The 22,525-nt window shown below is 71.0% G+C and carries 22 protein-coding genes and 1 tRNA gene; 13 read left to right on the plus strand and 10 right to left on the minus strand.

The features are described from left to right. Window positions 1-20: 20 nt before the first annotated feature. A complete protein-coding gene (locus tag HW566_RS03835; RefSeq protein WP_256728853.1) occupies window positions 21-881 on the minus strand; it encodes a WcbI family polysaccharide biosynthesis putative acetyltransferase in 861 nt (286 codons plus the stop codon). Between the two features lie 54 nt (window positions 882-935). Continuing rightward, window positions 936-1,490, minus strand: a complete 555-nt coding sequence (locus HW566_RS03840) for a CGNR zinc finger domain-containing protein (protein WP_178010575.1) — start codon at window positions 1,488-1,490, stop codon at window positions 936-938. A gap of 25 nt (window positions 1,491-1,515) precedes the next feature. On the opposite strand from HW566_RS03840, the gene HW566_RS03845 reads away from it, so the two are divergent. After that, window positions 1,516-1,767 (plus strand): hypothetical protein, encoded by a 252-nt coding sequence (locus tag HW566_RS03845; protein WP_178009301.1) that lies wholly within the window; start codon window positions 1,516-1,518, stop codon window positions 1,765-1,767. Here the strand turns inward: HW566_RS03845 and HW566_RS03850 are convergent. After that, window positions 1,746-3,101, minus strand: coding sequence for a D-alanyl-D-alanine carboxypeptidase family protein (locus HW566_RS03850; protein ID WP_178010577.1), 1,356 nt, complete (start codon window positions 3,099-3,101; stop codon window positions 1,746-1,748). The genes HW566_RS03845 and HW566_RS03850 overlap by 22 nt on opposite strands. 112 nt (window positions 3,102-3,213) lie before the next feature. Between HW566_RS03850 and HW566_RS03855 the strand changes: the two genes are divergently transcribed. The 5 genes from HW566_RS03855 to HW566_RS03875 all read left to right on the plus strand — a co-directional run bounded on the left by HW566_RS03855 (window position 3,214) and on the right by HW566_RS03875 (window position 9,647). Continuing rightward, window positions 3,214-4,188: a hypothetical protein gene (locus HW566_RS03855; protein ID WP_178010579.1), complete on the plus strand. Its 975-nt coding sequence runs from the start codon at window positions 3,214-3,216 to the stop codon at window positions 4,186-4,188. Continuing rightward, a complete protein-coding gene (locus tag HW566_RS03860; protein ID WP_256728854.1) occupies window positions 4,185-5,807 on the plus strand; it encodes a hypothetical protein in 1,623 nt (540 codons plus the stop codon). Before HW566_RS03855 ends, HW566_RS03860 begins: the two co-directional genes overlap by 4 nt. Next, the gene (locus HW566_RS03865) at window positions 5,804-6,544 is read left to right on the plus strand and encodes an ABC transporter ATP-binding protein (protein ID WP_178010581.1); all 741 of its coding nucleotides are present in this window, start codon (window positions 5,804-5,806) and stop codon (window positions 6,542-6,544) included. Before HW566_RS03860 ends, HW566_RS03865 begins: the two co-directional genes overlap by 4 nt. Further along, window positions 6,544-7,866, plus strand: coding sequence for an ABC transporter permease (locus HW566_RS03870; protein ID WP_178010583.1), 1,323 nt, complete (start codon window positions 6,544-6,546; stop codon window positions 7,864-7,866). Before HW566_RS03865 ends, HW566_RS03870 begins: the two co-directional genes overlap by 1 nt. Window positions 7,867-8,021: 155 nt before the next feature. After that, entirely contained in the window at window positions 8,022-9,647 is a 1,626-nt protein-coding gene (locus HW566_RS03875; protein WP_178010585.1) for a serine/threonine-protein kinase, read from the plus strand. 6 nt (window positions 9,648-9,653) lie between these two features. Here HW566_RS03875 and HW566_RS03880 read toward each other — a convergent pair whose 3' ends face one another. From HW566_RS03880 to HW566_RS03895, 4 genes are all read right to left on the minus strand, one after another. Then, complete coding sequence (locus HW566_RS03880; protein WP_178010587.1) at window positions 9,654-10,238, minus strand: isochorismatase family protein; 585 nt, start codon at window positions 10,236-10,238, stop codon at window positions 9,654-9,656. 19 nt (window positions 10,239-10,257) lie between these two features. Beyond that, complete coding sequence (locus HW566_RS03885; protein ID WP_256728855.1) at window positions 10,258-12,489, minus strand: MMPL family transporter; 2,232 nt, start codon at window positions 12,487-12,489, stop codon at window positions 10,258-10,260. A gap of 58 nt (window positions 12,490-12,547) precedes the next feature. Next, the gene (locus tag HW566_RS03890; RefSeq protein ID WP_178010588.1) at window positions 12,548-12,943 is read right to left on the minus strand and encodes a hypothetical protein; all 396 of its coding nucleotides are present in this window, start codon (window positions 12,941-12,943) and stop codon (window positions 12,548-12,550) included. Between the two features lie 82 nt (window positions 12,944-13,025). Then, window positions 13,026-13,604, minus strand: coding sequence for a TetR/AcrR family transcriptional regulator (locus HW566_RS03895; protein WP_178014641.1), 579 nt, complete (start codon window positions 13,602-13,604; stop codon window positions 13,026-13,028). A gap of 187 nt (window positions 13,605-13,791) precedes the next feature. Between HW566_RS03895 and HW566_RS03900 the strand changes: the two genes are divergently transcribed. Together HW566_RS03900 and HW566_RS03905 are read left to right on the plus strand one after the other, a co-directional pair. Continuing rightward, window positions 13,792-14,556: a sugar phosphate isomerase/epimerase family protein gene (locus HW566_RS03900; RefSeq protein ID WP_178014643.1), complete on the plus strand. Its 765-nt coding sequence runs from the start codon at window positions 13,792-13,794 to the stop codon at window positions 14,554-14,556. After that, window positions 14,553-15,680 carry a Gfo/Idh/MocA family protein gene (locus HW566_RS03905; RefSeq protein ID WP_178010590.1) on the plus strand — a complete coding sequence of 376 codons (1,128 nt, stop codon included), beginning with the start codon at window positions 14,553-14,555 and terminating at the stop codon, window positions 15,678-15,680. The genes HW566_RS03900 and HW566_RS03905 overlap by 4 nt, the downstream gene beginning before the upstream one ends. Before the next feature lie 67 nt (window positions 15,681-15,747). Here HW566_RS03905 and HW566_RS03910 read toward each other — a convergent pair. Beyond that, window positions 15,748-15,823: transfer RNA gene (locus HW566_RS03910), tRNA-Thr, on the minus strand. A 233-nt stretch (window positions 15,824-16,056) separates the two neighbouring features. Between HW566_RS03910 and HW566_RS03915 the strand changes: the two genes are divergently transcribed. From HW566_RS03915 to HW566_RS03935, 5 genes are all read left to right on the plus strand, one after another. Further along, window positions 16,057-16,953, plus strand: a complete 897-nt coding sequence (locus tag HW566_RS03915; protein WP_178010592.1) for a MetQ/NlpA family ABC transporter substrate-binding protein — start codon at window positions 16,057-16,059, stop codon at window positions 16,951-16,953. A gap of 67 nt (window positions 16,954-17,020) precedes the next feature. Continuing rightward, on the plus strand, window positions 17,021-18,058 hold the full coding sequence (locus HW566_RS03920; protein ID WP_178010593.1) for a methionine ABC transporter ATP-binding protein: 1,038 nt from the start codon (window positions 17,021-17,023) through the stop codon (window positions 18,056-18,058). Next, window positions 18,051-18,710, plus strand: a complete 660-nt coding sequence (locus tag HW566_RS03925) for a methionine ABC transporter permease (protein ID WP_178010595.1) — start codon at window positions 18,051-18,053, stop codon at window positions 18,708-18,710. The genes HW566_RS03920 and HW566_RS03925 overlap by 8 nt, the downstream gene beginning before the upstream one ends. 135 nt (window positions 18,711-18,845) lie before the next feature. Next, window positions 18,846-19,100, plus strand: a complete 255-nt coding sequence (locus HW566_RS16210) for a nucleotidyltransferase domain-containing protein (RefSeq protein ID WP_178010597.1) — start codon at window positions 18,846-18,848, stop codon at window positions 19,098-19,100. Between the two features lie 155 nt (window positions 19,101-19,255). Next, the gene (locus HW566_RS03935) at window positions 19,256-19,651 is read left to right on the plus strand and encodes a hypothetical protein (protein WP_178010598.1); all 396 of its coding nucleotides are present in this window, start codon (window positions 19,256-19,258) and stop codon (window positions 19,649-19,651) included. Between the two features lie 110 nt (window positions 19,652-19,761). On the opposite strand, the gene HW566_RS03940 is transcribed toward HW566_RS03935, so the two are convergent. Together HW566_RS03940 and HW566_RS03945 are read right to left on the minus strand one after the other, a co-directional pair. Beyond that, window positions 19,762-21,315 carry an alpha/beta hydrolase gene (locus HW566_RS03940; protein ID WP_178010600.1) on the minus strand — a complete coding sequence of 518 codons (1,554 nt, stop codon included), beginning with the start codon at window positions 21,313-21,315 and terminating at the stop codon, window positions 19,762-19,764. After that, entirely contained in the window at window positions 21,312-22,466 is a 1,155-nt protein-coding gene (locus tag HW566_RS03945) for a DNA polymerase III subunit delta' (protein WP_178010602.1), read from the minus strand. Before HW566_RS03945 ends, HW566_RS03940 begins: the two co-directional genes overlap by 4 nt. Window positions 22,467-22,525 lie beyond the last annotated feature (59 nt).

Below are 22,525 nucleotides of genomic sequence, written 5' to 3' on the forward strand. Positions count from 1 at the left end.
GAGGCAGGGGCCGTGGCCAGTCACGAGCGCCAGCGGGCGAAGGTGGCGCGCAGTCGCGTCGTCGCGCCTTCGACGAAGAGAGGATGCCGTCGGTACCAGGCGATGTGGGCTTCGGCGACCTCGGCGGGGTCGATCTCGACGCCGCCGACGAGCCAGTGCGGGTGCGGCTCGTCGGACAGGCCCCACGCATCCACCACCCACGGCTCGAGGGGAGCCCGCACCGAGTTCAGCAGCGGCCTGCCCGGATCGGTGGGCTCGCCCGCGTCACCCAACGCGTCGAGCACACGCTCGCCCAGCGGCATCCAGATCGGGTTGCCGGGGTGATTGACCGTCCTCATGAGCTCGGCCGAGGTGGGATGCAGCAGATCCGAGACCGCGACGTCGATGTCCTGTTCGCGCCGGCGCAGCTCGGCGAGCGAGTCGTCCGCCGTGGCCAGGACTCCCTCGCGATCGAGAGCGTCGCGGACGGGAAGCCCGATGAGCGCAGCCAGGGTGCGGACGTCGTGGTATGCCACCACCGGCGGGACCTCGTCGACCCCCGGCACGTGGAGCGCCGCCTGGAACGGGTGGAGACCGGCGTAGCGAACCACCGGAAAGGTCACGAGAGCGGCCGTCGCCGGGAGGGACGCCGCCAGCTGCCGCGTGCCGAGCGGCAGCCCGTGGTAGTCCTCGCGCACGGGCTGGGCGACCAGGAACGAGGCACGACGCAGAAGCGCGTGCAGGCGTTCGGCATCCGCCGCCGTCATCTCGTGGACGGCGGGGACGCGGACCGTCGGGCGATCGGGGGCATCGAGGACGATCCGCAGCGATTCGGCCTGGCAGTTGCCCACCACGACCCCGAAGCCGTCGGGAAGCTCGTGGTCGCGCTGCGCTGTCGACACGGGAGGCATCCCTTCACTGTGGCGGCGACGCCGCGTCCGCGAAGCCCTTTGCGCTCACGCCGCGCCGTGCGGTAGTGCGGCCGCTCGGGCGCGGTGTCGACGGACGCCGTCACGGTTGGCGCACCGGACCGAGCAGTAGCGCTGCCGCCCGTTGCGCGTGATGTCGACCACGACATTTCGGCACGGGTCGCCCGGGGCGTCCCCCGCGGCACACCTGCCGAGCCGGTCCATCCCGCGCGTCGTGAGATGGAGGGCCGTCCCCACCGCGATCACCGCACCCAGCACCTGCGGCAGGCGCTGGTCGTCGTCGCGGTAGTGCAGGTGCCACCCGCCGTCGTGATCGGTCAGCCGGGGGTAGGCGGTCGCCTCCGCCATCCGACGGTTCAGGAGGGCGGCGCGGTGCTCGGCGGTCGGCGCATCGACGACGTCGAGCCAGCCGTCGACGACCAGCCGGGTGCGATCCAGATCGGAGTCCGACGCGGGCGCGTACACCGCCGTCATCCCGAACTCGTACGAGCGCTCCACGACGCCGTCGCGGTCTGCGGGCCAGTCGTTCGCAAGCGACGCCGCCAGCATGACCGCGTACTCGCCGTAAGGGTTGAGTTGCATAAGGGCATTACAACACGATCGGAGCATGACCTCATCCGCCGCCACCCGAACCCCTCCCGAGCGCAACGCCTCGACGCACGCGACAGCCGTCCGATCCGCATCGGAATCGCACGAGCACGGTTGGATCACCGAGTCGTCGCACCGCACCTCGGACGGCACGATCCGGTACGTGCGGTGCGCGATCTGCAATGCGCGTCGCGTCGACGCCGATGCGATCGACGCCGCGGCGCCGGTCGCCGCGAGCCGCGAGATCCGTCAGCCGATTTCACCCGGATGAGTGAGACGCCACCACGCGGTGGGCGGCTCGATCATGCCCTCGAGGACGACCGGCGTGCTGTCGGTCTCGGGGCCGGCCGTCCAGGTGACCTCGCCGATCGTCTCGCCGTCGACCCACTCGACCGGCTCACGGTGCTGCATCTCGACGACGATCGGCGTATCGGACCACGTCAGCAGCGAGGCGCCCTCTGCGAGCACGACGTCGAGGCTGCTCCCCCAGGCCGTCGTGTAGGTGCCGATCCGCTGACCGGGCTGCGCGAGGGCCGTGCGGTGGAAGCCCGCGGCCAGGCGCTGCAGCACACCTGCCGCGCTCGCGCCCACCGCCTGCTGCGAAGCGCCGCCGAGCGCCACCCCGATCACACGCAACGGCTCCGCCGTGCCGACATCGACCGTCGCGCTGTAGAGGAGGTTGGACCCGCTGTCCTCGAGCGTCCCGGTCTTCAGGCCGTCGATGCCCATCTCGCCCAACATGCGGTTGGTGTTCGCCAGCGGCCCCGTCGCCGGGAACGACACGGACGGCGTCGCGGCGATGGCCGACACCGTCGGGTCCGCCTTCGCCAGCCGGCCCAGGGCGATCAGGTCGGTCGGCGTGCTCGTGTTGCGCGGGTCGAGGCCCGTCGGCTCGACGATGGTCGTGCGCTCGAGGCCGCGTGCCGACAACCATCGGTCCGCGGCGCGGCGATACCCGTCGACGGAGCCGAAAGCCCAGACAGCGATCACCTCGGCGTAGTTGCTCGCCGAAGGCACGAGCATCGTCGCGAGGGCGTCGCGCAGCGACATCGAGCTCCCCGCGGGCATCGCCGCGATCGTCGCATCCCGGACGAAATACGCGTCGTACAGCGCGTGGTCGGCACGGTCGAAGGTCAGCGTCGGGCCGACGTCGGAGGCGTCGGCGAGAGGGAACGCGTCGAGCACCACGAGGGCGGTGACGAGCTTGGTGATGCTCGCGATCGGGCGCGGCTCGTCGTCACCGTAACGTGCCCAGACACCCGCAGCCTCCGGTCCCAGGTAGGCCTCGGCCCCCGCCACCGACAACGCGGCGACGCCGTCGGGGGCGAAGCGGATGTCGGCGGCCGGCGGAGCGGCCGGCGCCGACGGCGCGGTGATGGCCGCCAGCGGCGCTCGCAGCGGCGCGTTCAACGCCCAGGCCGCGTACCCGGCAGGCGGCGCGAGCACGACGACGGCGACCACGGCCGAGGCGATGAGTCCCCGACGGCGACGGCGACGCCGCGCCGCCGGGTCGATGGCCCGCGCCGCGCGGTCGGTGGCCCCGCCACCACGGAGCATCTCCGCGAACTCGACGAGATCATCGCCGTCCCGTGTGCGTTCCTCCATCGAGACCCCCTCCTGCGTGCACCATCTTCACGCAAACGTCATCCTCACGGATGATTCCGGATCTTCAGCAAACCCATAGTCTGAGGGCGTTCTCGTATCAAGGGGGTTGCACGTGCACCGGAACACGCTTCGATGGGCGGCACCGGCCGTCGTCGGTCTGGTCTTCATTCTCGCCGGCTGCACGGGCGGCGACCCCGCCACGCCCGACGACGAGATCTCACCGCTGGGCGAATACTTCTCGGCCTTCTACGGCGGCGACCTCAGCGAAGAGGAGCAGCAGGCGAAGTTCGAGGCCGACGACAAGCAGCGCGAAGAGCTCATGGCGCAGTGCATGCAGGACGAGGGATTCGAGTACATCCCCGTCCCCACGTCGGGCGCGGTCTTCAGCTCCGGCGAGGAGTGGAAGCCCGACGATCGCGAGTTCGTATCGCAGTGGGGCTACGGCGCCGTCGAGTACCCGGGCGCCGACGAGCAACCCGATCCGGAGCAGACCACCACCGACCCCAACTCGGAATACGTCATGAGCCTGTCGGAGTCGGAGCAGACCGCCTATTACGAGGCCCTCTACGGCCCCACTCCGAGCGAGGACGAGATGTCGGAGGACGGCTCGTACGAGTACAACTGGGAGACGGCCGGCTGCAGCGGCTGGGCGAGCCACGAGATCAGCGGCGACGACCCGCTGCAGTCCGACGAGTTCGCCGACGTGATGGATGCCATCAACGCCTTCTACGAGAACTCCGCCACGCTCCCGGCCATCGCGGAGCTCGACCGCGAGTGGGCCTCGTGCATGGACGGCGCCGGCTACCCCGGCTTCGCCTCGCAGGCCGACGCGCAGAACTCGATCTACGACGAGCTGAACGCCCTGTGGAGCGAGAACACCTCCGAGACCGGCCCCGACGAAGCAGCGATGGACGAGATCCACGAGCGCGAGGTCGAGCTCGCTCTCGCCGACCTCGACTGCCGCGAGGAGACCGACTACCGCGCGAAGTACCAGGATGCGCAGTTCGAGGCCGAGGAGCAGTTCATCGCCGACCACAAGACCGAGCTCGACGCGATGAAGGCGGCGGCTGAGCAGGCTCGTTCGTGACGGGCGGCCGGTCGTCGGGCTCCGACTCCCCAGGGTCCGACGACACCTTCGATGAGCTCATCGGCGACCCGGCTCCCGAGGTCGACGTCGCACCGGAGGAGGAAGCGGCCGTCGACGGCAGCGCGGTGGAGCCCGCTCCGGGCCGCCTCGGCGTCTGGCGCTCGGTGGTCTCGCGCAACCGGGCGCTGTGGATCACGGCCGCCGTCGCCGTGGTCGCGCTCGTGGGCGGCCTGCTGCTCGGACGATTCGTGATGGCGCCCGCCTCGGCCGCCTCCGACGACGCCCCCGCGCCCGGCCTGGTGACGGTGCCGGTCGAGTTCGGAGCGCTCAGCAACGACGTCACCATCCGCAGCGACGTCGGCTTCGCCGACCCCGTGGAGGTCATGATCGACACCTCCACGATCTCCGGACCCGCCGTGGTCACCGGGCAGGTGCCCGAGATCGGTGCCGAGCTCGGGCCCTTGTCGGTCGCCCTGGAGGTCGCCGGCCGCCCGGTGATCACCCTCCCCGGCGAACTGCCCGCCTACCGCACCCTTCGGTTCGGCGTCTCGGGGCCTGATGTCGCGCAGTTCAAGGAGGCGATGCGCGACGTCGGGATCGACGCCGGCGACCCCGGCAACGACGTCTTCGACGAGCAGGCGTCGAACGCCGTCACGGCCCTCTATGCCGCGGTCGGCTACACCGGCCCCGAGTCGGAGGAGGACGGCGAGAGCTCGGTCCGCGCCGCGCAGGAGGGCGTCCGCGGGGCGGAGCAGGCTCTGTCGAGCGCTCGCACCGCCCTCGCCTCGGCCGGTCGCGACGGCAACGCGATCGCGCGCGCCGATCTCGACATCGCGAACGCCCGAGCCGTGCTGCAGGGCGCCCGCGACAACGGAGCGCCGTGGGACGAGATCGTCGCGGCCCAGAACCAGGTCGCTACCGCCGAGCTGGCGCGGGAGCAGTTGAATGCGGCGCCCGACACCAGCGCGGAGCGTGCCGCCGTCGAGTCGGCGCAGTCGCAGCTCTCGCAGGCGCAGGACGACCTGGCGCGAGCACGACAGCAGGCGCTCCCCGCACTGCCCGCCGGCGAAGTCCTGTACCTCACCGAGCTCCCGCGCCGCGTCGACGCGGTCGCCGCCGAGCGCGGCGGCATCCTGTCGGGGGCGGCGATGACGGTCTCGGGCGCGACCGTGGCCCTCACCGGCTCGGCCGCCGAGGCCGACGCGAAGCTGCTCCAGGTCGGTGCGACCGCGACGTTCGCCCTCCCCGACGGTGCGGAGCACACGGCCACCGTCACCGAGGTCGCCCCGGGCGCCGACGGCGAGAGCCGCTGGCAGGTGACGCTGCAGCCGGCGGAGCTGTCGGCCGATCAGATCGTGCAGCTGCAGGGAACCAATGTGCGCGTCGTGATCGCCGTCGGCGCCACCGCGGGCGACGTGCTGAGCGTGCCCGCCGCGGCGCTGACTGCCGGTCCCGGCGGTGAGACGCGCGTGGAGGTCGTCGAAGGCGACCCGCGGGACCCGGACGCCCGCACCCGGCTGGTGGTCGTGGAGACCGGCTTGTCGGCGGGTGGCGCCGTCGAGGTGCGACCGACCGAGGGCGAGCTCGCAGCGGACGACCTCGTCGTGGTCGGGCGATGACGACGGTGACCGAGGGCCTGACCGGCACGGGCACCGCGCCCGACGTCATCCGTTCGGATGACGTTCCGCCGGTGATCGAGCTGCGCGACGTGACCCGTTCGTTCCCGGGGCCCCCCGAGGTGCAGGCGCTGAAGGGGATCAACCTCACCGTCGCGGACGGCGACTACGTCTCGATCGTCGGGCCCAGCGGCTCGGGCAAGTCGACGATGCTCAACATCCTCGGTCTCCTCGACCGCCCGACCGTGGGCGAGTACCGTCTGGCGGGCGAGCTCACCGGCGGCTACAGCGAGGACGAGCGCGCGGCCGTGCGAGCGCGACGGCTGGGGTTCGTCTTCCAGGCGTTCCATCTCATGCCGCGCCGCACGGTTCTCGAGAACGTCATGCTCCCGATGCTGTACAGCGGCACACCGCGCGGCGAGCGCGGCGACCGCGCCCAGGCCGCGCTCGAACGCGTCGGCCTCGGTCATCGCGTCGACTTCCTGCCCGGACTCCTCTCGGGGGGTGAGCGCCAGCGTGTCGCCGTCGCCCGGGCCGTCGTGACGCAGCCGCGGGTGATCCTGGCGGATGAGCCGACCGGCAACCTCGACCAGGCGACGACCGCCGACATCATGGCGCTGTTCGAAGAGCTCAACGCGGGCGGTCTCACCTTCGTCGTCATCACCCACGACCAGCACGTCGCCGATCGCGCGGCGCGCCGCATCCGCATCGCGGACGGTCGGATGAGCGAGCTCGCCTGATGGCCGGGCCTGCCCCGCGCCGGCGCCTCCCGCGCCTGCGTCGTCGCCGCGGCGGCGAGACGACCGAGACCACCGCCGTGGCCGAAGCGAACCGCGTCCCACGGGCGGACCGCTTCGGGCTGGGCGACCTGGTCCTCGAGGCGACCGTCGACATCGGGTCACGCCCGGGACGCCTCGTCATGACCGTGATGGGGACCGTGCTCGGCATCGGCGCGCTCGTGGCGACCATCGGTTTCGCCCAGACGGCCGCCGGGCAGATCGCCCGGCAGTTCGACGCCGCCGCCGCCACCCACGTGAGCATCGGTCCAGCCGAAGCGCAGGCGCGCGGAGGCCAGAGTGTCGCGACGGCGGCCCTCCCCTGGGACGCGCCGCGCCGCCTCGAGAACCTCGCCGGCGTCGAGTCCGCCGCCGTGCTCGCTCCCGTGACACTTCGCGAGAACACCATCACCGCGGTGCCCGTCAACGACCCCTCCATCGCCGCGGCCGCACCACCCGCCCTGTTCGCCGCGTCCGGTGAGATCATCGACACGCTCGGAGGACGGATGGTCACCGGCCGCTCGTTCGACGACGGTCATGACGCCCGCGGCGATCGCGTCGCCATGCTCGGCTCTCGGGCCGCAGAACGTCTGTCGATCAACCGCGTCGACACGCAGCCGTCGGTCTTCATCGGCGGCGTGGCGTACGCGGTGGTCGGCATCTTCGACGACCTCGATCGGCGCGCCGAGGTCGTCGACGCCGTGCTCATCCCCACCGGCACGGCGAGATCCGACTTCCAGCTCGCCTCACCCGGTGACGCCATCGCACGCATCGTCGTGGGCACAGGGCCGCAGCTGCGCGAGCAGGCGCCGCTCGCGCTCGCGCCCGACGCCGTCGACACCCTCGAGGTGAGCGCACCGCAGGGCCGATCCGATCTGGCGCGCGACGTGCAGGGTGACGTGAACATCGTCTTCGTCATCCTCGGGGTCATCGTGCTCCTCGCCGGCGGTCTCGGCATCGCGAACGTCACGACGCTGTCGGTGCTCGAGCGAACCGGTGAGATCGGGCTGCGACGGGCGTTGGGGTCGACGGGGCGCCAGATCGCCGGCCAGTTCGTCGTCGAGTCGATCATCATCGGCCTCCTCGGCGGCCTGATCGGATCGGCTCTGGGCGTCTTCGCGGTCATCGGCGTCTCGGCCGTGCAGCAGTGGGCACCCGTCCTCGATCCCCTCGTCGCCCTCGCCGGCATCGTCCTGGGTGCCGTGATCGGCCTCGGCGCCGGCGGCATCCCGGCTCGACGCGCTGCGCGCATCGAACCCGTCGTGGCGCTTCGCGGCAGCGCCTGAGCCCTCGACGGCGCCGGACGTCGTCGATGCTCCCGCCGCCGACATAGCGCGCCGAGCGCGTCACCGCCAGTACCCGCCGCAACGGCGTCGGACGGGCTAAGGTGACAGCCGGTGGCGACGGCAGAGCACGAGGACGCGGGATGAACGACGGTGTCTTGAGCGATGGCTCCCTCAGCGCCGGCCACACGCTGGCAGGACGGTACCGGGTCGTCGAGGCGATCGGGTCGGGCGGCATGGCACGCGTCTACCTCGCGGACGACGAGGCACTCGGCCGGCGCGTCGCGGTGAAGGTCCTCCGCTCCGACATCCCCGATGGAGCGACGGCGGACCGTGCCGCCGTCGAGACCCGGCTGCTCGCGTCGCTCAACCATCCGGGTCTGGTGACCCTGTTCGACGCGCACCTCGGGCACGAACCCCGATTCCTCGTCATGGAACACGTCGTCGGAACGACCCTGGCCGCGCGCATCGCCGACGGGCCGCTGGAGATCCGCGAGCTGTCGGCCCTGGGCTCGCAGCTCGCCGACGCACTGCACGTCGTCCACGACGCCGGCATCGTGCACCGCGACGTCAAGCCCTCCAACATCCTCCTGGCTCGCTCGACCGCGCCCGGGGTGCCGCTTCGCGCCAAGCTCGCCGACTTCGGCATCGCGCATCTGCTCGACGGCGAACGCATGACATCGCCGAGCCTGCTCGTGGGCACTGCCGCGTACATCGCTCCCGAGCTCCTCCACGGAGCCGACCCGGCTCCCCCATCCGACATCTACGCGCTCGGCCTCGTACTGCTCGAAGCTGCGAGCGGAACCCGCGCTTTCGCCGGTGCCGAGGGGAATCGGGGTCAGCTGCTGGCGCGGCTCTCGCGAGACCCCGAGATGCCCGCGGAGCTCGACCACCGCTGGCGGGATCTCATGTGCGCCATGACGGCGCGGGAACCGGCTGATCGTCCCACGGCGCACGAGGTCATGGCACGGATCACGGCGGGGAACGGCGACGTGGTCGGTGAGGGCCCGGGCGCAGCCCTCGTCGAGCAGCAGCGCCGCGCCGCTCTGGCGGGGGTCGCCACGGCGGCCTGGCCCGTCACGGACCTCGTCGCCGCCCCGGCTCCGTCCGTGTCGGCGACGGCGCCCGTCTCGGCGTCGGCGGCCGTCAGCGCCGCGCCGGCCGACACCACGCCGACCGTCGTCGCGTCCACGGTGACCGCGACAGCGGCATCCGTGCCGGAGCGCGTGCAGACCGACCGGCGGCGACGGCGCGGACGACGCAGACTCGCGCTGGCCACCGGCGCGGTCTCGGCGGCCGGTATCGCGGGTCTCGTCGCCGCATCCGTGCTGCTGTGGCAGCCGGACGCGACGCCGACGACGGAGCCTGCAGAGAGCCCCGCCGTGCAGACCCCGAACGTCACCCCGGCCACCGAGACGGTCGTGACCGACACCTCCGCCGATCTCGAGCAGCCGGCCGACGACTCGGCGGACGGCGACGTTCCGGCGACCGGGAGCACCGTGGCGCCTGCGGTCGACCAGACCGGCACCGGCGGGGCGGTCGACGGCGGTCCCCCTCCCGAAAACGGCGTCGGGAACAGCCCGGGCTCGAACAACGGGAACGGGACCGACAACGGAAGCGGCAACGGCTCGAACAGCGGCAACGGACCCGGCTCCAACAGCGGCAACGGGCCCGGCTCCAACAGCGGCAACGGGCCCGGCTCCAACAGCGGCTCGGGCCCCGGCTCCAACAGCGGCAACGGTGGCGGGCGCTCATCCGGCAAGCCCGCTCCCGGCGATGGCTGAGGCCGGCTAGACCTGCGCGGTCGTCGTCACCTCGGCCCCGGCATGGGCCAGCTCGGCGAGGGCCTGCTCGCTCGATGACGCGGCGACACCCGCGACGAGGTCGGTGAGGATGCGGACCCTTCGGCCGTGCGCGAGGGCGTCCAGCGCCGATGCACGCACGCAGTGATCGGTGGCGAGACCGACGACGTCGACGTCGACGACGCCGTGGGCGCTCAGCAGGTCCGCGACGGACTCGCCCTCATCGGTCGTCCCCTCGAAGAGCGAGTAGGCGGGGATCCCCTGCCCCTTCTTCACGTGGTGGGTGACAGCGGCGGTGTCGAGCTCGGGATCGTATTCGGCGCCCGCGGTGTCGGCGACGCAGTGCACCGGCCAGGTGTCGACGAAGTCCGGCTCGCCGTCGGCGAAATGCCCACCGTTGTCGTGGTCGGCATGGTGCCAGTCGCGCGAGGCGACGATGATCTCGTAGTCACCGCGGTGGCTCTGCAAGTGCCGCGTGATTGCCGCGGCGACCGCGTCGCCTCCGGTGACGGCGAGCGCGCCGCCCTCGGTGAAATCGTTCTGGACATCGACGATGAACAGTGCACGGGTCATGCGTCGAGGGTACGCCCGGTCAATCCCGCAGGTCACGCCGCGACGGCAGCGCGGCCTCCGGGTCGGCGGACCGCAGCCGTGCCTCCGCGCGCTCTCGGCGCCACAGCTTCGACGGCCACCAGATGGTCGCACCGATGTCGTGCGCGAGGGCCGGCACCAGGAGCGACCGAACCACGAACGTGTCGAGCAGCACACCGAACGCGACGATGAAGGCGATCTGGGCGAGGAAGAGGATGGGGATGACGCCCAGTGCCGCGAAGGTCGCCGCCAGGACGAGCCCGGCGGAGGTGATCACTCCCCCCGTCGCGACCAGCCCGCGGGCGATGCCGCGGCGCGTGCCGTGCTGCAGCGTCTCTTCGCGCACTCGCGACATGAGGAAGATGTTGTAGTCGACCCCCAACGCCACCAGGAACACGAAGCCGTACAGCGGCACCGCCGGGTCGGCGCCCGGGAACTCGAACACGTGGTTGAACACCAGGGCGCTCACCCCGAGCGCCGTGCCGAACGAGAGGATCGTGCTGAGGATGAGCAGTACCGGTGCGAGCACCGAGCGCAGCAGCAGCATGAGGATGACGAGGATCACCACGAGGATGACGGGAATGATCACGGTGCGGTCGCGGATCGACGTGTCGTTCGTGTCGACGTCGGTCGCGGTCGACCCTCCGACGAGAGCACCGGGCACGGTGTCGGCGAAGGTCTCGCGGAGGTCGCGGACGGTGTCCTCGGCGGCGAGGGAGTCGGCGGGGTCCGTCAGTGTCGCCGACAGGAGGACGTCGCCCTCGGAGACGGTGGGCACGCCTGCGGGGGTTCCCGGCGGGCCGGCCGCGCTGAACGCGGGCTCGCCGTCCTGAAGCGTCACCGAGATCTGTCCGGTGGGTGATTCGGCGGCGACGGCTGCCACCGACGAGACGCCGGGGCTGTCGTCGAGCACCTCGAGGGCATCGGCGAGCCTGTCCTCGGGGACGATGATCGAGGCCGGGCTTCCGGAACCGGCCGGGAAGTGCTCGGCGAGGGCGACTTGACCGTCGCGGGCCTCCGAAGCGCCGAGCACGAGGTCGCTGGCGGGCACGCCGTCGGCGTTGAGCTGGAGCACACCCGCGGCTCCCGCCAGCAGCACCACGGTGCTGACGATCCAGACCGTACGCGCTCGTCGCGCCACGAACCGAGCCTGGCGTGGCCACAGCCCTCGCACCGGTGCGGTGGGGTCGTCGGGCAGGTCCACAGCTCCGGTGCGCGGGACGAAGGGCCAGAAGGCCGCACGTCCGAAGAGCGCGAGCAGCGCAGGCAGGAAGGTCAGAGCCGACAGCATCGAGAACGCGATGCCGATCGAGGCGATGGGGCCGAGCGCCTTGTTGCTGGCGAGGTCGCTCAGCAGCAGGCACAACAGGCCCGCGATGACGGTGCCGCCTGAGGCGACGATGGGCTCAACCGCGCCCTTCCACGCCCGCAGTGTGGCGTCCCAACGTGACAGGCCCGACCCGACGGCCTCTCGGTAGCGGGCGGTGTAGAGCAGCGCATAATCGGTCGCTGCGCCGATCACCAGGATGAACAGGATGCCCTGGACCTGTCCGTTCAGCACGACGATGTCGGCCTTGGCCAGCCACCAGACCGTGAGCAGCGCCACGCACAGCGCGAAGACGGAGGTCAGCAGCACGAGGATCGGCAGCAGCGGCGATCGGTAGACGACGACCAGGATGACGAAGACGGCGGCGAGCGCGACGATCAGGAGCAGTCCGTCGATGCCGAGGAAGCCGGCGACGAGGTCGGCGGTGAATCCGGCGGGGCCGGTGACCCAGGCGTCGACGCCCGCGGGCGCGTCGTCCTGCACGAGCGACCGGATCTCCTCGACGATCTCGCCGACTTCCCCCGAGGCGTCGATGGGCACGAAGATCTGCACCGCCAGTCCGTCTTCGGACGGGATCGGCGGCGACACCTCCCCGACGCCGTCGAGGTCGGCGACCGCGGCACCGAGGTCGGTGAGCGCGCTGAGCTGAGCGTCGTCGAGCGGAGCGTCGGAGGCCGCGACGACGACGGCCGGGATCTCCTCGGCGCCCACGAAGTCGGTGAGGCGCTCGCTCACCTGCGTCGCATCGGCACTGGCCGGCAGGAAGGAGGACTGGTCGTTGGTGGCGACCTCGTCGACCTTGCCGAAGTACGGTCCGCCGATCGATCCGCCGACGACCCAGATCAGCACCAGGAGGGCGGGGATGCCGATGCGCAGCCAACGCGGCACAATTCGTTCGCTCTTCACTTAGGTAGCTTATCTAGCTATTTGGATGCGCGCCACCCGTCGGCGCGCGCGCAGCCCTTCACCCGCGGGCGAAGATGAGCACCCACGAGAGCACCAACGACACCACCGCGAGTCCGAGGGATCCGAGCGAGAGCCACACCAGCAGCCGATACGTCGCGGGACGGCGCGTCAGCCGCATCCGTCCCCGCCACCCGTGCCGGTACCAGATCTCGGCACGGTCGACGCCCGCCAGCTCACGCGCGGTGTGCTCGTCGACCCGGGCGCTGTTCGCCTCGCCCTCACCGTCGAACCATCGCACCCAGGTGCCGTCGGCCTCGTGATCGACGAGCCCCTCGGTCGGCAGCCATGTGCCGTCGCCCGCCCACAGCGCGATCAGGGCCAGACCGAACGCCGCGGCGCCGGCGAAGCCCGCCCAGCTGAAGACCTCGAGGATCGCATCGAGGGTGGACGTCACGGGCACCGCCGACGATCGGGTCGGGTCTCGTGCGCCATGACTTCAGTATGGTTCACCGCGAGCCGGTTCACAGCGGTCGAGATCACTGCGGACGAAGGAGCACGGTCCACGAGGCGAGGGTGCGCTCGAGCTCGATCGAGGGCTCGAGCAGCCATTGGATCTGCAGACCGTCGGACGCCGCGACGAGCAGCGCCGCCAGCTGCTCCGCGGCCACGTCGTCGCGCACCGTGCCCGCGCGCTGCTCAGCGAGGATGCGGTCGGTGAGCTCGCGCCGGATCCTGTCGAAGCGTGCGGTGAAGAACCGCTTGCCGTAGTCGCTCCCCGCCTCGAGAGCCCCCGCGACGAGGATCGAGTACAGCTCGACGAGCCCCGGTACCTCGACGTTGTCGACCGCGGCCCGCGTCATGACCCCCACGGCCGTCTCGGGCGGCACCGGGTGGCGCACGCCGCGCTGGGTCTCGGCGTGCTCGTAGACGGCCACGAGGAGCTGCTCGCGCGATGCGAAGTAGTGCAGCAGCGCGGCGTGCGAGACGCCGATGGCCTCGGCGATCCGACGCAGCGAGGTGCCCTGCAGACCGCGTTCCTGGAACACCTCGATCGCCCGGTCGAGGATCTCGCGGCGGCGCGCGACACCCTTGGCGTATGCGCCGGGGCGGCCCATGGCTGCGCGATCTTCGTTGCTCACTCGCCGACTGTAACAAAAACCTCCACCCGGATGTATTACGTGTTAGCGTGTCGTCGTGCCGCCCCCGGCACCCCGCACGATGACGTACGAAAGAAGGTCGACTGTGACTCAGGTCCAGGCATCCGTCCAGCTCTATTCGCTTGCGAAGGAGTTCTCCGCCGACATGTCCGGCTCGCTGGCGAAGCTCGCCGAGATCGGATTCGCCCACGTCGAGGCGTTCGACTTCGTCTCGCGTCCCGCCGAGATCCGCGCGGCGCTCGACGCCGCCGGCCTCACCGCGCCGACCGGTCACGCTCCTCTGCTGACCGACGAGCTGTGGACGCCCGACGGCTCGATCCCCACCCCGGCCCCCGAGGTCGTCTACGAAGCGGCCGCGACCATCGGCATCACCACGGTCATCGACCCGTTCGTCTCTCCCGACCGCTGGCTCACCGAGGACGGCGTCGCCGACATCGCCGAGCGCCTCAACGCCGCCGCCAAGACCGCCGCAGGCTTCGGGCTCAGCGTCGGCTACCACAACCACGCGCAGGAGTTCGTGGCATCGTTCGACGGCCAGAGCGCCTACGAGCGCTTCGTCTCGCTGCTCGATGAGCGCGTCACCCTCGAGCTCGACCTGTTCTGGGCTCTCACCGGCGGCCAGGACGTCCCCGCGCTGGTGAAGAGCCTGGGCGACCGGCTGATCGCGGTGCACGTCAAGGACGGCGTCGTCCCGGCCACGAACCCCTGGGCCCCGGGAGCCGAGAAGCTCGGCTCCGAGAGCTTCGACCAGCGTCACGCCGGCACCGGCGACGTGCCGCTCGTCGAGTCGCTGCGGGCGGCCACCGCCCTGAAGTACGCCGTCGTCGAGTACGACAAGGCGCCCGGCGATGTCTTCGCCGACGTCGCCGCCAGCCTTGCCTTCCTCCGCGAGAACGGCGTCGGCGCATGACCGGCCCCGTCGGTGTCGGTTTCGTCGGCGTCGGTGTCATCAGCGACACCTACCTCGAGAACCTGAACTCGTTCCCGGACGTGCGTGTCGTCATCCTCGGCGACCTCGATGTCGAGCGCGCGAAGGCTCAGGCCGAGAAGCACGGTGTCGCCGAGTGGGGCACCACCGACGACGTCCTCGCTCACCCCGACGTCGACGTGGTGGTCAACCTGACCATCCCCGCCGTCCATGTCGAGGTCTCTTCGCGCGCCGTCGCCGCCGGCAAGCACGTGTGGACCGAGAAGCCCCTCGGGCTCGACCGCGAGAGCACGGCCGAGTTGCTCCGCCAGGCCGAGGCCGCGGGACTGCGCATCGGGTCGGCGCCCGACACGCTGCTCGGCCCGGGCTTCCAGACGGCCAAGCGCGCGATCCAGTCCGGGGTGATCGGCGAGCCGATGTTCGCGTCGACGACGTTCCAGACCGTCGGCCCCGACCTCTGGCACCCGAGCCCGGCGTTCCTGTTCGCCCAGGGCGCGGGCCCGCTGCTCGACATGGGTCCGTACTACTTCAGCGGGCTCGTCAGCCTCTTCGGCCCCGTCGACCGCGTCGCTGCCGTCGGCCGCAAGAAGCTCGAGGAGCGCACCATCCAGGCCGGACCGAACGCCGGCACGGTGTTCCCGGTCGAGGTGCCGACGACCATCCAGGTGGTGACGGCGTTCGAGGCCGGCCAGCAGGCCGCGAGCCTGCTGAGCTTCGACTCCGCGCTGGAGCGTCACGGCATCTTCGAGGTGCACGGCACCGAGGGCTCGATCGTCATCCCCGACCCCAACCAGTTCGAGGGCCGCATCGCCTACGTGAAGGCGCGCACGTCGCTCTCGGACGGCAACTGGGGCGAGCAGGAGTGGATCGAGATCGAGCAGGAGGGAACGCTCACCGGTCGCGGACTGGGTCTGCTCGACATGGTCCGCGCGATCGCCGAGGACCGGCCGCACGTCGCCACCGGCGAGCTCGGTTACCACGTGCTCGACATCATGCTCTCGGCGCAGGAGTCGGCCGCCTCCGGCGAGTTCGTGAAGGTCGCGAGCACCGTCGCCCCGGTCCCCGCCGTACCGGTCGACTTCGACCCTTTCACCGCCACGCTGTAGCCCCGCGGCATCCCGCCCAGCGGGAACGCGAAAGGCCCGGACTCTTCGGAGTCCGGGCCTTTCGCCGTGGAGCCGCCTAAGGGAATCGAACCCTTGACCTATTCATTACGAGTGAATCGCTCTGCCGTCTGAGCTAAGGCGGCGCGCGTCGCTGTGCGATGCACGATCAGCAATCCTACATGCTCCGCAGACCACCCGCGAACCGAGCCCCCTCAGCGGCTCCTCTACCGCAGAGTCCCCGTGTTACGCACCGATTACTCCCGCTCGCGGGCGTGCGTTTACCGTCGAACCTGCACCGCGACGAGGCGAGCGCGGCCCCGGGCCGCGCACGGGCGGACCACCGCCCCGCGGTGCCCGATCCGAGGAGCACCACCCCATGTCCAAGAGACTTCTGACCGCGGCCGCCCTGGCCCTCCCCCTGACCCTGCTGCTGGGCGCGTGCGCGTCCAACGCCGGCTCCGGCGATGCCGGCGATACCGCGCAGGACGGCCCCGTACGCATCGGCGTCGTCGGCGCCGGCGACCCGTACTGGGAGACCTACACCGAGGCGGCTGCCGAGGAGGGCATCGAGGTCGAGATCGTCGACTTCACCGAATACACGCAGCCCAACCCCGCCCTGTCGGCCGGTGAGCTCGATCTCAACCAGTTCCAGCACATCATCTACCTCGCGACGTACAACGTGAACGCCGACGACGACCTCGTCGCGATCGGCTCCACGGCGACGTACCCGCTCGGCCTGTACTCGACGCAGTACGACTCGGTCGACGACATCCCCGAGGGGTCGACGGTCGTCGTGCCCGATGACGAGAGCAACCAGGCACGCGGCCTCCTCGTGCTCCAGGCCGAGGGCCTCATCGAGCTCAAGGACGGCGGCTCGGTGTTCTCGACCGTCGCCGACGTCGAGCCGGGCTCGAAGGTGACCGTCGAGGCGCTCGAAGCCGCGCTGACCCCGACCTCGCTGCCCGATGTCGCCGCCGCGATCATCAACAACGACTTCGTGGAGGACGCGGGCCTGACCTTCGATGACGCGCTGGCGACCGACGACCCGTCCGACCCGAGCGCGCAGCCGTACATCAACGTCTTCGCCGCGAAGGCCGAGGATGCCGACAACCCCACGTACCTGAAGCTCGTGGAGATCTTCCAGGACACCCAGGCCGTCACCGACGGACTGCAGGAGGCCTCGGGCGGCACCGCGGTGCTCGTGAAGACCACGCAGGACGAGCTCGCCTCGGCCCTCGAGCAGGTCGAGGACGACATCCGCGCCAACCAGTGACATCATGCGTGTGCGGCCCGCTCCGTCGGACGGGCCGCACACGCATGTCCTGTTCGAGGAGCCCCGCATGACCCTCATCCGCCTGTCCGGCGTGACCAAGAGCTTCCCCCCGTCCGCGAAGGGCGGTGAGCCCGTCGTGGCGGTCGATGCCGTCGACCTCGAGATCGCCGCCGGAACCGTCTGCGGCATCGTCGGCTACTCGGGCGCGGGCAAGAGCACCGTCCTCCGACTCGTCAACGCGCTCGAGACGCCCACGAGCGGCAGCGTCGAGATCGACGGCCGCGACATCACCGGGCTGGGCGAGCGCGACCTGCGCGCGCTCCGCGGTGACATCGGCATGATCTTCCAGCAGTTCAACCTCTTCGACTCCCGCACCGTCGCCGGGAACGTGTCCTACCCGCTCGAGGTCGCGGGCCGCGCTCGCGCCGAGGTCAAGGAGCGCGTGGCGGAGCTGCTCGAGTTCGTCGGGCTGTCGGGCAAGGCCCGCAACTACCCCGAGCAGCTCTCGGGTGGTCAGCGCCAGCGGGTCGGCATCGCACGCGCGCTCGCGACCAATCCCCGCATCCTGCTCGCCGACGAGGCCACGAGCGCGCTCGACCCCGACACGACGCAGGAGGTGCTCGCCCTGCTCAAGCGGGTGAACACCGAGCTGGGGGTCACGATCCTCGTGATCACGCACGAGATGGAGGTCGTCCGCTCGATCGCCGACCGCGTGGTCGTGATGGAGCACGGCCGCATCATCGAAAGCGGCGACGTGTTCGACGTGCTCTCGGCCCCGCAGCAGGCTGCCACCCGCCGATTCGTCGCGAGCATCATCGACGAGGTGCCCCGAGGTGACAAGCTCGCCGCGTTGCGACGCCGCCACCCCGGCCGGATCGTCACCTTCACCATCCGCGACGGCGACGCGACGCAGGCGGGTGTCTTCGCCGCCCTGTCTGCGCACGGGGTGCGCTTCGAGCTCATCCACGGCGGGATCAACGACATCCGCGGCCGGGTGTTCGGCCATCTGACCCTGGCTCTCAGCGGCGGCGAGGCGGACGTCGCGTCGGCGATCGTCGCCGCGTCGCAGCACGCCCCGCTCATCGAGGAGGACGTCCGTGGATAGGCTCATCGACCTGCTTCCCGAGCTGTGGCCGGCGACGGCCGAGACGCTCTACATGATCACGCTGAGCCTGCTGTTCGGCGGGCTCGCGGGGTTCCTCATCGGCCTGGCCCTCTATGCCACCCGCTCTGGCAGCCTCTTCCCCAACCGCTTCGTGTTCGGGGTCCTGAACGTGATCGTCAACACCTTCCGACCCATCCCCTTCATCATCCTGTTGGCAGCGGTCCAACCGCTCGCCCGCGCGGTGGGCATCCGGGGCATCGGGATCGAATTCGGCGTCTTCGCGATCTCGATCGCGTCGATGTTCGCGATCGGACGCATCGTCGAGCAGAACCTGCTGACGGTGCGGCCCGGCGTGATCGAGGCGGCGCGGGCCGCCGGCGCCAGTCGGTCGCGCATCCTGTTCCGGCTCGTGCCCCGCGAATCGCTCGGTCCGCTGGTGCTGGGCTACACGTTCATCGTCGTGGCACTGGTCGACATGACCGCGATCGCCGGAGCGGTCGCGGCGGGCGGGCTGGGGCAGTTCGCGTTGGTGAACGGGTTCCGTCAGTTCAACCCCTGGGTGACGTGGGCCGCCGTGCTGGTGATCGTCGTCATCGTGCAGGGCGTGCAGTTCTTCGGGAACGCCCTCGCGCGCCGCATCCTCCGCCGCTGACGTCCTGCCGCCTGGCCGCCTGGCGTTGCCTCGGTCAGGCCGAAGTAACCCCCACCCGAGGTCCCAGTTGGGCCGGATATGCCGACACCATTCCCGGCCCAGCTGGGACCTCGGGGTGGTCGCTAGCCTGGCAGAATGCTCTCGGATACCGATCTGGTTCGGATCGCGCGCGATCTTGCAGCAACTCCCGGGGTGGTCGCGGCGACACTCGGGGGCAGTCGGGCGCGCGGAACGCATGCCCCCGACTCGGACGTCGACCTCGGCGTCTACGTCGATGGGCGAAGGATCGACCGCGCCGCCCTCTCAGCGACGGTGTCTCGCTGGGCTGAGGCACCGGTCACCATCGGCCCTGCGGGAAGCTGGGGTCCGTGGGTGGACAGCGGCGCGTAGTCGACGATCGCGGGCATGCCCGTTGACATCATCATTCGCGATACGGAGCGCGTTCGAGCGCAAGTGGCGAGGGCACGCGACGGTGAGTTCACCCTCCACGCACAGCCGGGGCATCCATTCGGATTCCTCGACGTCGCGTACGCCGGAAGGTCGCGTTGGCGAAGCCGCTCGCCGATGCCGCAGGCTTTCTGCGCGATGGCGCCGCCGCGCTCGAGCCCTACCCGGAAGCGTTGCGGCAGGCTTTCCTCGACGATCTGTGGCAGGTCGACTTCCTCCTGGATGCCGCCGCGAAGGTCGCCGATCGAGGTGATACCGCCTACGTCGGCCCGTGCCTGAGCAACACGGTCATGCGACTCGCCTACGGGTGGCATGCCCACGCGCGGGCCTGGGCTGTGAACGAGAAGGGTCTCGTCGCCGGGGTCACGCGCCTGCCGTCCGCGCCCGGTGACTTCGACGTGCAGGTCGCCGCGGTCCTCAACGCTGTCGACACGTCGTCTTCGGGAGCGCGAGCGTCGATCGAGATGGCCAGGATGCTGCCACGTCCGTCCTGAGCACGTTCGACGTGGCGCGTCGGCCGGGTCACGCGGCGGCGTTCCCGAACCAAGCGACACCTCGGTGGGAACACCGGGGGCCATACACGAGCGAGCCGGACACCGACGGGCTACTGGCAGACGAGGCCGTCCTCGGGGACGGTGCCGTCGACGAAGTACGACTCGACGGCGTCGTCGACGCACGCGCTGCCCTTCTGAAACCCGGTGTGCCCCTCACCCTCGCGGGTGACCAGCACGCCCGAGGCGAGCTGATCCGCCAGTGCGACCGACCACTCGTAGGGGGTCGCCGGGTCGTTCGTGGTGCCGACGACGACCATGGGCGCGGCGCCCTCGGCCGCGATCTCGCCGCGGGTGCCGGTGGGCGGGTACGGCCAGACGGCGCACGCATCGACGCCCTCCCAGTAAGGCGCGACCGTCGGCGCCTCGGCGGCGATACGCGCCTGCGACGCGGCCTCCGCCTCGGGGGTCAGATCGTCGGGGTAGTCCATGCAGTTGTAGGCCCGGAACGCTTCGGAGGAGTTGTCCTCGTACTCCCCCGACGGCGTACGCGCGTAGTAGAAGTCGGCCAGCAGGAACGCGGTCTCGGGATCGCCTTGAAGAGTCTGCGTGAGCGCCTGGCGCAGGATCGGCCAGTTGTCCTCGGCGTAGAGGGCGGCGATGACCGCGGTCATCAACGAATCGGCGCCGAGCTGCCGACCGTCGGCCGCATCGAGCGGCGACGCATCGACGCTTGCCAGGAGGGTGCCCAGATCGGCCATCGCCTCATCGACCGTCCCACGGAACGGGCAGTCCTCGGCGGCGAGACAGGCTGTCATGAACGCGCGAAGCGCCGACTCGAACCCGATCGCCTGGGTCGTGCTGACCTCGATCGAGGGGACGCTGGGGTCGATGGCACCGTCGAGCACGAGCCGGCCGACCTTGTCGGGGTACAGCTCGGCATAGGTCGCGCCGAGAAACGTCCCGTACGAGTAGCCGAGATAGTTGAGCTTCTCATCGCCGAGCACAGCGCGCAGCAGATCCATGTCGCGCGCAGCGAACTCGGTGGTGATGAACGGCAGGATGCCGTCGCTGTTCTGCTCGCACGCGGCGGCGAAGCTCTCGTTGCGCGCGGTGAGCTCGGCCTCCCATTCCGGCGTGCCGCGGGGCGCGGCGGGGATGTCGAAGAAGTAGGCGTCCGTGCCGGCAGCGTCGAGGCAGGTCACGGCGCTGGAGCGACCCACCCCGCGCGGGTCGAAGCCGATGACGTCGTAGGCGTCGGCGAGCACGGATCCGACCGCGAACTGAGCGCTGTCGGCGACGAGGTCGTACCCGCTCGCGCCCGGACCTCCGGGGTTCACCAGCAACGAGCCCAGCGCATCGCCGGAATCGGCCGCCCGCCGCACGATGGCCAGCTCGATGTCACCGCTCGCCGGGTCGTTCCAGTCGCGGGGAGCGGTCACCGTCGTGCAGTCGTAGGCACCGGCATCCGCCCCGGAGCAGCTCTCCCAGGCGAGCTCCTGACCGTAGAACGGCAGGAGGTCGTCCGAGACGCCGTCGACGATGGGCGTGCGGCTGGGCGCGGGCGTCGCCTCGTCGGGGATGCCGTTGTAGATGCAGCCGGTCAGCGCGACCACGGCCGCGCCGGCGAGCGCGACGGCGCTGAGGAGACGACGGGGAGCTTTCACGGTGTCCTTCCGCTGGCGACGGTGATGAGCATGCTCTCGAGGGCGAGCAGCGGCGCCGCGTTGCCCTCGAGGCTCGTGCGCGTGGCTGCGATGCGATCGACGACGACCAGCGTGCGGTCGGGAGTCCAGGCCGAGGCCAGGGACGCCAACTCGTCGGCGAGCTCGAGGTTGATGAGGTCGATCTCGCGGCCGAACTGGAGCATCAGGGTGTCGCGGTACATCGACTCGAGGTCGGTGAGCACCCGGTCGATGCCGTCGCGGAGGCTGCGGGTCGCGCGGCGCTTCTGGTCGTCGGCGAGGGCGCCGAGCTGACCGCGCACCGCGGGTGGCACCGCGGCGCCAGGAGCGACGCCGAGCGTGCGCAGCAGCGCCTCACGCTCGGCCTCGTCGCGCTCGGCCGTGAGCGCCTTCGCGTCCTCGGTGGCCGCCGCGACGATGCGTCCGGCGGTCTCGACGGCGTCGCCGACACCGCGCACGGCGAGCACCGAGCGCAGCATGGCGTCGCGGCGCTCGCGCGATGCGGCGTCGGTCGCGAGGCGCTGGGCCATGCCGATGTGTCGTTGCGCGAGGCGGGCGGACTGCAGCGCGACCGCCTCGTCCGCACCCGTGCGGGCGATGATCAACCGAGCCACATCGGCCACGTCGGGTTCGCGGAGGCGCAACGTGCGCACGCGCGAGCGGATCGTGGGCAGCAGGTCGGCGTCGCTCGGAGCGCACAGTACCCAGACGGTCTGCTCGGGCGGCTCTTCGAGCGCCTTCAGCAACACGTTGCTCGTGCGCTCGACCATGCGATCGGCGTCCTCGACCACGATCACCCGATAGCGCCCGAGCGACGGCGAGAAGTAGGAGCGTTCGACGAGGCCGCGCGCATCGCGGATCGAGATGACGACCCCCTCTGTGCGCAGCGCGGTGAGATCGGGGTGCGTTCCGGCGATCACCTGCCGCATCGCCTGCTCGTCGCCGGGCTCGGCGATGAGGGCCGCCGCGAAGGCGTATGCGAGCGTGGAACGCCCCGACCCCGGGGGGCCGGTGATCAGCCAGGCGTGCGCGAGCTGCGACGGGTCGGATGCCGCCGCCTGCAGGGCCGCGACCGCGTCGTCCTGGCCCCACACCTCGCCCCACGGGGGTGCGAGTTCGGTCGTCGCTGCCATGGACCCAGCCTACGGGGAGCCTCCGACCTCGAACGCCCACGCGCGGCGCGAGCGACGGT

The sequence above is a fragment of the Microbacterium oleivorans genome, from assembly GCF_013389665.1.
In the GTDB taxonomy this organism is placed as follows: Bacteria; Actinomycetota; Actinomycetes; order Actinomycetales; family Microbacteriaceae; genus Microbacterium; species Microbacterium oleivorans_C.

What these genes read in the sequence shown, in the direction of transcription:
- HW566_RS03840 (WP_178010575.1), bottom strand. Translation starts at nt 1,490, where the DNA reads ATGCAACTCAACCCTTACGGCGAGTACGCGGTCATGCTGGCGGCGTCG.
- HW566_RS03845 (WP_178009301.1), top strand. Translation starts at nt 1,516, where the DNA reads ATGACCTCATCCGCCGCCACCCGAACCCCTCCCGAGCGCAACGCCTCG.
- HW566_RS03850 (WP_178010577.1), bottom strand. Translation starts at nt 3,101, where the DNA reads ATGGAGGAACGCACACGGGACGGCGATGATCTCGTCGAGTTCGCGGAG.
- HW566_RS03865 (WP_178010581.1), top strand. Translation starts at nt 5,804, where the DNA reads ATGACGACGGTGACCGAGGGCCTGACCGGCACGGGCACCGCGCCCGAC.
- HW566_RS03870 (WP_178010583.1), top strand. Translation starts at nt 6,544, where the DNA reads ATGGCCGGGCCTGCCCCGCGCCGGCGCCTCCCGCGCCTGCGTCGTCGC.
- HW566_RS03880 (WP_178010587.1), bottom strand. Translation starts at nt 10,238, where the DNA reads ATGACCCGTGCACTGTTCATCGTCGATGTCCAGAACGATTTCACCGAG.
- HW566_RS03895 (WP_178014641.1), bottom strand. Translation starts at nt 13,604, where the DNA reads ATGGGCCGCCCCGGCGCATACGCCAAGGGTGTCGCGCGCCGCCGCGAG.
- HW566_RS03900 (WP_178014643.1), top strand. Translation starts at nt 13,792, where the DNA reads ATGTCCGGCTCGCTGGCGAAGCTCGCCGAGATCGGATTCGCCCACGTC.
- HW566_RS03905 (WP_178010590.1), top strand. Translation starts at nt 14,553, where the DNA reads ATGACCGGCCCCGTCGGTGTCGGTTTCGTCGGCGTCGGTGTCATCAGC.
- HW566_RS03915 (WP_178010592.1), top strand. Translation starts at nt 16,057, where the DNA reads ATGTCCAAGAGACTTCTGACCGCGGCCGCCCTGGCCCTCCCCCTGACC.
- HW566_RS03920 (WP_178010593.1), top strand. Translation starts at nt 17,021, where the DNA reads ATGACCCTCATCCGCCTGTCCGGCGTGACCAAGAGCTTCCCCCCGTCC.
- HW566_RS16210 (WP_178010597.1), top strand. Translation starts at nt 18,846, where the DNA reads ATGCTCTCGGATACCGATCTGGTTCGGATCGCGCGCGATCTTGCAGCA.
- HW566_RS03945 (WP_178010602.1), bottom strand. Translation starts at nt 22,466, where the DNA reads ATGGCAGCGACGACCGAACTCGCACCCCCGTGGGGCGAGGTGTGGGGC.